At 65.9% G+C, this 8,603-nt stretch carries 8 protein-coding genes and 1 pseudogene; 3 read left to right on the top strand and 6 right to left on the bottom strand.

The window, feature by feature from the left end; translation table 11 throughout:
* Positions 1-19: 19 nt before the first annotated feature.
* Both G3N93_RS28385 and G3N93_RS28390 read right to left on the bottom strand, forming a co-directional pair.
* Positions 20-1,102, bottom strand: a pseudogene (locus G3N93_RS28385) (ABC transporter ATP-binding protein); the annotation flags it as partial.
* A 68-nt stretch (positions 1,103-1,170) separates the two neighbouring features.
* Positions 1,171-2,292, bottom strand: a complete 1,122-nt coding sequence (locus tag G3N93_RS28390) for a polyamine ABC transporter substrate-binding protein (protein WP_174989936.1) — start codon at positions 2,290-2,292, stop codon at positions 1,171-1,173.
* 242 nt (positions 2,293-2,534) lie between these two features.
* Between G3N93_RS28390 and G3N93_RS28395 the strand changes: the two genes are divergently transcribed.
* The 3 genes from G3N93_RS28395 (at position 2,535) to G3N93_RS28405 (ending at position 5,455) form a co-directional block, all read left to right on the top strand.
* Positions 2,535-3,368, top strand: a complete 834-nt coding sequence (locus G3N93_RS28395; RefSeq protein ID WP_206134451.1) for a LuxR C-terminal-related transcriptional regulator — start codon at positions 2,535-2,537, stop codon at positions 3,366-3,368.
* A gap of 152 nt (positions 3,369-3,520) precedes the next feature.
* Entirely contained in the window at positions 3,521-4,693 is a 1,173-nt protein-coding gene (locus G3N93_RS28400; RefSeq protein WP_039364476.1) for a porin, read from the top strand.
* A gap of 117 nt (positions 4,694-4,810) precedes the next feature.
* Positions 4,811-5,455, top strand: coding sequence for a glutathione S-transferase family protein (locus G3N93_RS28405; RefSeq protein WP_206134452.1), 645 nt, complete (start codon positions 4,811-4,813; stop codon positions 5,453-5,455).
* A gap of 122 nt (positions 5,456-5,577) precedes the next feature.
* Here the strand turns inward: G3N93_RS28405 and G3N93_RS28410 are convergent, their stop codons facing one another.
* The 4 genes from G3N93_RS28410 to G3N93_RS28425 all read right to left on the bottom strand — a co-directional run.
* A complete protein-coding gene (locus tag G3N93_RS28410; protein WP_206134453.1) occupies positions 5,578-6,090 on the bottom strand; it encodes a hypothetical protein in 513 nt (170 codons plus the stop codon).
* A 209-nt stretch (positions 6,091-6,299) separates the two neighbouring features.
* Positions 6,300-6,755: a sodium:proline symporter gene (locus G3N93_RS28415; RefSeq protein WP_174943267.1), complete on the bottom strand. Its 456-nt coding sequence runs from the start codon at positions 6,753-6,755 to the stop codon at positions 6,300-6,302.
* Between the two features lie 112 nt (positions 6,756-6,867).
* Positions 6,868-7,536 (bottom strand): nitroreductase, encoded by a 669-nt coding sequence (locus G3N93_RS28420; protein ID WP_174943270.1) that lies wholly within the window; start codon positions 7,534-7,536, stop codon positions 6,868-6,870.
* Between the two features lie 195 nt (positions 7,537-7,731).
* Positions 7,732-8,603, bottom strand: an 872-nt coding sequence (locus G3N93_RS28425) for a LysR substrate-binding domain-containing protein (protein WP_241026740.1), incomplete at its 5' end; no start/stop codon positions are given.

Consider the following 8,603-nt stretch of genomic DNA (forward strand, 5'->3'; position numbering starts at 1 on the left):
GGTTCTCATCGTGGCGTCCTCACTGCGTCAGCACGACGCCGCTGGCCGGCGACCACGACACGAACACGTCGTCGTTCCACGCCGGTGCGTTGTCGTTCATCAGGTGCGAGCTCGACAGGTTCGACACGACCGTCTTGCCGCTCGGCAAGCGCACGTGATACAGCGAGTAGCTGCCCATGTACGCGATGTCGGTCACGACGCCGCGCGCCCAGTTGTGTTTCGAGCCCGGCTTCTCGCGCGACACGTGAATGCGTTCCGGGCGCACCGAGATGCCGACCGGCATCCCGAGCGGGCCCGTCACGCCGTGGTTCACATGCATGCGCGCCTCGAGGTCGTCGCTTTCGACGAAGATGTGATCGGGTTCGTCTTCGACCACGCGGCCTTCGAACAGGTTGGTCGAGCCGATGAATTCGGCCGAGAAGCGGCTGTTCGGGTATTCGTAGACTTCGCCGGGCGAGCCGATCTGCACGATCTTTCCCTCGCTCATCACCGCGAGGCGGGTCGCCATCGTCATCGCCTCTTCCTGGTCGTGCGTGACCATCACGCAGGTCACGTCGACCTGCTCGATGATGTTCACGAGTTCGAGCTGGGTTTTCTGGCGGATCTTCTTGTCGAGCGCGGACATCGGCTCGTCGAGCAGCAACAGCTTCGGGCGCTTCACCAGCGAACGGGCGAGCGCAACGCGCTGCTGCTGGCCGCCCGAGAGCTGATGCGGCTTGCGCTTCGCGTACTTGCTCATCTGCACGAGCGCGAGCGCATCGGCCACGCGCTCCCTGATCTCGTGCTTCGGCGTGCCTTCCTGCTTGAGGCCGAATGCGACGTTCGATTCGACCGTCATGTGCGGGAACAGCGCGTACGACTGGAACATCATGTTCACCGGCCGGCGGTACGGCGGCAGCAACGCGAGATCTTCGCCGTCGACGAAGATCTTGCCGGACGTAGCCGTCTCGAGCCCGGCGAGCATGCGCAGCAACGTCGACTTTCCGCAGCCGGAGCTGCCGAGCAGCGCGAAGAGTTCGTTCTTCGCGATCGTCAGGTTCACGTTGTCGACGGCCGTGCTGTCGCCGAATTTCTTCACGACGTTCTCGATGCGCACGAATGCGTGCGCATCGCGCCGGGCGTCGGCCGCAACCGACGCGGCAGGAAGCGTATGGATCATCGTCGTCTCCCTCAACCGCCCGACTTCAGCTGCAGCCACAGACGGTTCTGCATCCGCGCGATGTCCGCGCTGCGCGGCATCGCGAGCGACGTCTTCGCGATCGTCGCGTCGGACAGGTAGATGCTCGGGTCCTGCACGATCGCCGGTGTCACGAACGGGCGCGCGGCCTTGTTGGCGCTCGGGTAGAAGATCTCGTTCGTGATCGCCGCGTTGGTCTTCGGGTCCTCGATGTAGTTGATCCACTTCAGTGCGGCTTCCGGATGCGGCGCATCCTTCGGGATCGCCATCACGTCGAACCACAGCAGGCCGCCTTCCTTCGGATTCACGTAGCGAATCTCGTACGAGCGCTTCGCGTCGAGCGTGCGCCGCCGCGCGATGCCGACGTCGCCCGACCAGCCGAGCACGACGCACACGTCGTTGTTCGCCAGGTCGTCCGCATAGCCGGCCGAGCTGAACTGCGTGACGTACGGGCGGATCTTCTTCAGCACGTCGTAGGCGGCCTGGTAGTCGGCCGGGTTCTTGCTCTCGGGATCCTTGCCCATGTACTGCAGCGCCGCCGCGAACGCGGCGTCCGGTGCGTCGAGCAGCGAGATGCCGCAGCCTTTCAGTTTCGCCGCGTTCGCCGGGTCGAACAGCAGCGCCCAGCTGTCGGTCGGTGCGGTGTCGCCAAGGCGCTTCCTGACCGCCTCGACGTTGTAGCCGATCCCCGTCGTGCCCCACGCCCACGGCACGCCGTACTGGTTGCCCGGATCGGCCTTCGCGACCATCTTCATCAGCACCGGATCGAGGTTCGCGAGATTCGGCAGCTTCGACTTGTCGAGCTTCTGGTACACGCCGGCCTGGATCTGCTGCGCGAGATAGTTCGACGTCGGCACGACGATGTCGTAGCCCGAGCTGCCTGCGAGCAGCTTCGTCTGCAACGTATCGTCGCTGTCGTAGCTGTCGTAGCGCACCTTGATGCCCGACTGCTTCTCGAAGGTGGGTACCGTGTCCTTCGCGACGTACTCCGACCAGTTGTACACGTTCAGGTTAGTGTCGCCGGCATGGACGGACAGGCTGGCCGCGACGGCCAGCGCCGCCGACGTGACGCGCGCGGCGCGCAACGCCGGTTGACGACGGATACGGATACGCATGGGGATTCTCCTTGTGATGGGGATCGGCCGTTGCGCCCGGTCCGGGTCCGGACTCGCGTCAACGCCGTCAAGCGGTGTTCAGCACAAGGGTCAATGTAGAGATCGCGGCCGTCAGCGTCAGTCCCGAAAACCGGGACAAACGGCGACGTCGATTCCAGCCGTTTGGGTAGATTCCCGCGTAGGCAGTCGAAAATATTCGTGATACCTGTAGCGCCACCTGAAAATCTTCGACACACGACGTCATGAGCGCTGCGCTGCCCGCCCCCGATCTCCCGTTGAGCCACGTCGCGTTCGTGACCGAAACGCTGGGCGACATCGCACAAGCCGTCGGGACGCCGCAGTTCATGCGCGCCGTCTACGACACGCTCGTGCGCTACGTCGATTTCGACGCCGTGCATCTCGACTACGAGCGCAGCGCGTCTTCCGGCCGGCGCAGCGTCGGCTGGATCGGCAGCTTCGGCCGCGAGCCCGAGCTGGTCGCGCAGGTGATGCGCCACTACTACCGCAGCTATGCGAGCGACGATGCAACGTACGCGGCGATCGGAACCGAAAACGACGTGCAGTTGCTGCAGGTGTCCGCGCAGCGCGTGGCGAGCGAGCTGCGCCATCTGTTCTTCGATGCCGGCGACATTCACGACGAATGCGTGATCGCCGGCGTGACGGGCGGCACGCGCTACTCGATCTCGATCGCACGTTCGCGGCGGCTGCCGCCGTTTTCGCTGAAGGAGCTGAGCCTGCTGAAGCAGCTTTCGCAAGTCGTGCTGCCGCTGGCGTCCGCGCACAAGCGCCTGCTCGGCGCAATCTCGGCGGACGACGCGCCACGCGACGAACTCGATCTCGACCTCGTCGCGCAATGGCTGCCGGAATGGCAGGAGCGCCTGACCGCGCGCGAGATGCACGTCTGCGCGTCGTTCATCCAGGGCATGACGTCGGCGGCCATCGCGCAATCGATGGGGCTCAAGACGTCCACCGTCGACACGTATGCGAAGCGCGCGTTCGCGAAACTCGGCGTCGATTCACGCCGGCAACTGATGACGCTCGTGCTGAGAAACGCGTCGCGGCGGCACGACGCATAGCATCCCTGCGCACCGGTCGCCAGCCAGTTGCGCGCGCATCCATCCTCGCGCCGCCTCATAACGATCCGACAATTTATTGGTTCCCTTGACGATGCGCCGTCCGTATCGTTCACCGACTCGTCAGACCATTCGACCAACGGGGGAATCCAACAATGAAACAGATCCGTTCATTCGCACTGCTCGCGCTGCCGGCCGCGCTCTATGCCGCCGGCGCGCACGCACAAAGCAGCGTCACGCTGTACGGCATCGCCGATGCGGGCATCGCATACGTGCACAACGCGCAGAACGCGAACGGCAGCAATGCGTCGAGCCTCGTCAAGTTCAGCAGCGGCAACCTGTCGGGCAGCCGCTGGGGGCTGCGCGGCACCGAGGATCTCGGCGGCGGCCTGGCCGCGCTGTTCCAGCTCGAGAACGGCTTCAACATCGGCACGGGCGCGCTCGGCCAGGGCGGACGCGAATTCGGCCGCAAGGCCGTCGTCGGCCTCGCGAGCAGCACGTACGGCACCGTGACGCTCGGCCGCCAGTACGATCCGGTCGTCGATCTCGTGCAAGGCCTCACGCAGGACAACTACTTCGGCGGCGTGTTCGCCACGCCGGGCGACCTCGACAACTACGACAACAGCCTGCGCGTCAGCAACTCGGTGAAATACACGAGCCCGCTGATCTCGGGCTTCCAGTTCGAAGGCCTGTACGGCTTCGGCGGCGTCGCGGGCGCGACCGGCAGCGGCCGCACGTACAGCTTCGGCGCAAGCTACGCGAACGGCCCGCTGTCGCTCGGCGCCGGCTTCTTCTACGCGAACGGCGGCTCCACCGTCGCGAACGGCGTGCGCACGTGGTCGAGCAGCTCGGACACGCTGTTCAACACCGTGATCAACCAGGGCTTCTCGAGCGCGAAGTCGATCCAGATCGTGCGCGTGGCCGGCCAGTACGTGGCCGGGCCCGCCACCTTCGGCCTCGCGTATTCGAATACGCAGTACGGCGCGGACACGCTGTCGGCGTTCAGCCAGAACGCGAAGTTCAACAACGGCTCGGCGTTCTTCAACTGGCAGTTCTCGCCGGCGCTGCGCGCGGGCGTCGGCTACAACTACACGTCGCTGACGGGGCCGAGTTCCGCGCACTACAACCAGGTCAACCTCGGCGCGGACTACGCGCTGTCGAAGCGCACCGACCTGTATGCGCTGTTCGGCTACCAGAAGGCGAGCGGCAACACGCTCAACGCGAACGGTGCGGTCGTGAAGGCCGCCGCGTCGGTCGGCTCGTACGGCGTGAACTCCGGCACCGATACGCAGGAACTCGCGATCGTCGGGATTCGCCACAAGTTCTGATCGCGTCGCCGCACGGCAGCAACGACAACGACGACACTCGGCAGGCGCGCACCGCGGTGCGCGCCTGCTGCGTTTACACTCTCGCGATCCCGTTCCGCACGATACAAGGAGGCCGGCATGCTGACCGTTTGGGGGCGCCGCAATGCATTCAACGTCCAGAAGGTGATGTGGCTCGTCGACGAGCTTGCGCTCGCGCATCGGCACGTGCCGGCCGGCGGGCGGTTCGGCGTGCTCGATACGCCCGCTTTTCTCGCGATGAACCCGCACGGGCGCGTACCGGTGATCGACGACGGCGGCACGGTCGTCTGGGAATCGCACAGCATCCTGCGCTACCTCGCCGCGCGTTACGGACGCCCCGGCTTCTGGCACGACGACCCGGCCGAACAGTCGCGCGCCGACCGCTGGATGGACTGGTCGCAAACCACGCTGCAGCCGACGTTCCTGAACGGCGTGTTCCGCGGCTACTTCCGGACGCCGCCCGGGCAGCGCGACACGGCGCGCGTCGAGCAAAGCATCGCGCAGTGCGCGCAGCACTTCCAGGCGCTCGATGCGGCGCTGGCCGGGCAGCCGTTTCTCGCGGGCGATTCAATCACGCTCGCCGACATCGCGGCCGGCACGCACCTGTATCGCTACTTCGAACTCGACATCGCGCGGCCGGACATCCCAAACGTGCAAGCGTGGTACGAACGGCTGAAAGCGCGGCCCGCGTATCGCACGCACGTGATGATTCCGTTCGACGACTTGCGCGGGCGGCTCGACTAGGCATCGTGCCGGCCGCCCTGCTCCTGAAGTTCGCCGTGACCGGCGGCGTCGCGTGCTACCTGATCGCCGGTCTCCTGCTTCGCGTGCCGAGGCTGGCATCGATCCTGTAGATGCTGCGTCAGTCAGTGTCGCCGCATTCCACCGAATCCGCTCACGCCGCCGAACTGATGCATGCCGCCGAATCCATGGCTGGCGGTGCCAGCCGGGAACGCGCCGTGGTGAAAACCGGCGCCGACCGGCATGCCGAAGCGGCGATGCTCCGTCCCGTTGAAGTGGACGACGTGATCGAAGTGGTGGAAATGGTGGAAGTGGTGAAATCGATCGACGAACACGAAGCCCACGCCTGCGCCGATGAAAAGCGGCGGCCCCCAGTACCACAGGTCGGCATACGGATAGTCCGCCGCCGGATACCATAGAACGCTACCATCGGGACTCTGCACGAACTGCCATGTGCCGTCGTCCTGCAGGCACGCACGCCCGACGATTTGCTGCTCCATGCCGTCGATGTTCGCTTGCGCGACGACCGCCCGGCAGTTCGTCGTCTCGTCCGCCAGATCGTCGTACGTTTGCGCGAACACCGCCGCGGAACAGCCGAGACAGACGATGCCTATCCCGGATCGAAACCAGTTGCACATGATCGGCTCCTGCCTGATTGCCCCCGACCACTCGATCGCGCGCGCCGCTGGCGGCGCCCGGCCGATCGGATTGCTTGCGCACGATTCATCACGCGGCGCTACGTGCCGCCGCTTCGTACAGGGTCTCCTGACGGCTAAACGATGCAGCGCGCCGGCTTATTCCAGGGGTCGGGTGCGAATGATCGATGCGGGAACCCGCTTCGCCCGACCTAGCGCCTGGCGAAGCGGTAGGCCGCCGCTGCCGTGATCCCGAATACCAGATGGGCCACGAGCGTGATCGCGCCACGAACCGGGATGAACCACGGGAAGATCGCGGTGAAGGCGTACAGGTTGACGCCGTACAGGATGAGGCCGAACGCGCCGCCTGCGACGAGCGCGGCCGCGCGCGACAGGTTGCGAATCGCCTTCGCCAGCACGGCCGCGTAGATCAGCGACAGCGCCAGATGTACGAGGGTCGCGACCGCCATGACGAGCGGATCGAAGCCGGCGGACGCGCCGAGCACGCCGCGGCCCATCACGATCGCCGCCGTGAGGCGTGAGTCGCGCAACAGGTTCCCGATCGCGTCGTCGCCGACGATCGGCCAGAGCAGCAACTCGACGACGGTCGAACCGGCCGCCGCACCGAATGCGGCCCAGAGAACCGGGACGAAACCGGCTCGTTTCAATTGGCGCTCCCGTCACACCCGGCCGATGCATCGAAGCGACATGCGTCCCACCCGCTCCGATTCCGGTCGGGCGAGGCATGCCCGCAATACCGAACCGGGCGGCCACGCAAAATTACGACGCCCCTTCGCAATCCGACCAGTACGCGAAAGGATCGCGATGTTTCGGATAGTTCTCGTCCAGCCATTTCAACAACGTCGCCCGCGCGTTGTCCATGTCGGCTTTCAGCGACGAGGTCGTCAGTTCATGCACTTCGATGGATTTTTCGCGATCGATCACGAAGCAGTTCCAGTCGGGGCCGTCGAGATCCGGATCGTCGGATGCCTTCGACGACTTGCCCCAGCCAAATCCCTTGCGTGCGTCAATGTAGTACCGCGGATGCACTTTCAGATACGACATCTCGCCGCCCTGCAGGCTGCTCTCCGCGCGCAGCACGTCGTGTCCGTCGACGATCTGCGTGACTTCCGGAAGCCGGCGCGCGCGCCATCCGGCGGGCAGCGTCGCGATGGCCTTCACGCTGTCGTACATCCCCCACTCCAGCCCCCACGCTTCGGCCATGCGCTTCATGAATGCGTTCGCATTCGGATAGCCGCGCAACTGGATCCGGGTCGACAGCGTGACTTCGATACCGCTGCGCCCGCCCGTGCCGGCGGATGCGTCGTCTGCGCTCGCTTCGAACGGATTGCCCGGACGCGACGCGCGCGTCGCATCCGCGGGCGCCATGCCCGAAAACAGCTGGTCGAGCGCGGCACGCGCTTTCGACGACTTGTCCGGCTTGTTCATTGTTGACCTCGCTTGCATCCGCACGGATGCATACCTTTTTGAATCTCGTTCATCTCTCCACCTCATCGTTTTTCGCGGTCGCATTGTCGTCGATCCGGCGGCCCGAGCCTAGTGCCGCGTATCGCACAACGCATTCTTCACCCCCACGCGCGTTCCGTGGCGGGGGTCGTCACGATACACCGGCCAGGGCCGCCGCTAGCCGCCAGCCCCCACCGCCGCCCGCATCCGCTCCATCAACGCCAGCACCTCGGGCCGATTCTCCCCCTTCGCATGCACGAAGTAATACCTGAGCACCGAATCGACCTCGTGCCGGCTCACGCGCACGAGGTCGCTGCGCTTGAGATAGGCGTCGGCGAGCGGGACCCGCGCCAGCGCCACGCCAAGCCCGGCCTCGGCGGCCGCCAGCACGAGGTTGTAATCCTCGAAACGGCGATCCTGCGCGCGCGGCTTGAATGGCACGCCCAATGCATCGAACCACGTGCGCCAGCCGGTCACATCGGAATCGTGCAGCAACGGCAGGTCGAGCAATGCGGCATCGCCGCGCCGGCGACGCTCCTTCGCCAGTTGTGCGGCGAGCCGCGGATGCGCGACCGGATAGAGCCGCTCCGGCATGAACGCGCGGGTTTCGAGCTGACGCCAGTTGCCGCGCCCGTACCGGACCGACAGATCCGCTTCGCCGCCCGCGATATCGACGTTGCGCAGATCGATGCCGAGTTCGATCCGCAATGCGGGCGCCTCGCTCTCGAGCGCATGCTGGCGCTCGAACAGCCAGAGCTGCGCGAAGGCCGGCACCACGCTCATCCTGACCAGTCGCGGCGTACGCGGCGAGCGCCACTGATCGGCCGCACTGTCGATGATCGCGAACGCCTGCTCGATCCGGCCGACGAAGCGCTGGCCGTCCGGCGTGAGACGCACGCCACGCGCATGACGTTCGAACAACTTCAGGCCGAGCCAGTTTTCGACAGCGGCCACGCGCCGGCTGATCGCGCCGTGCGTCACGCCGGAGACGTCGGCCGCAGCCAGGAACGACCCCTCGCGCGCAACCGTGCACACCGTCTCGAGACTCG

The sequence above is a fragment of the Burkholderia sp. Se-20378 genome, from assembly GCF_017104665.1.
In the GTDB taxonomy this organism is placed as follows: Bacteria; Pseudomonadota; Gammaproteobacteria; order Burkholderiales; family Burkholderiaceae; genus Burkholderia; species Burkholderia lata.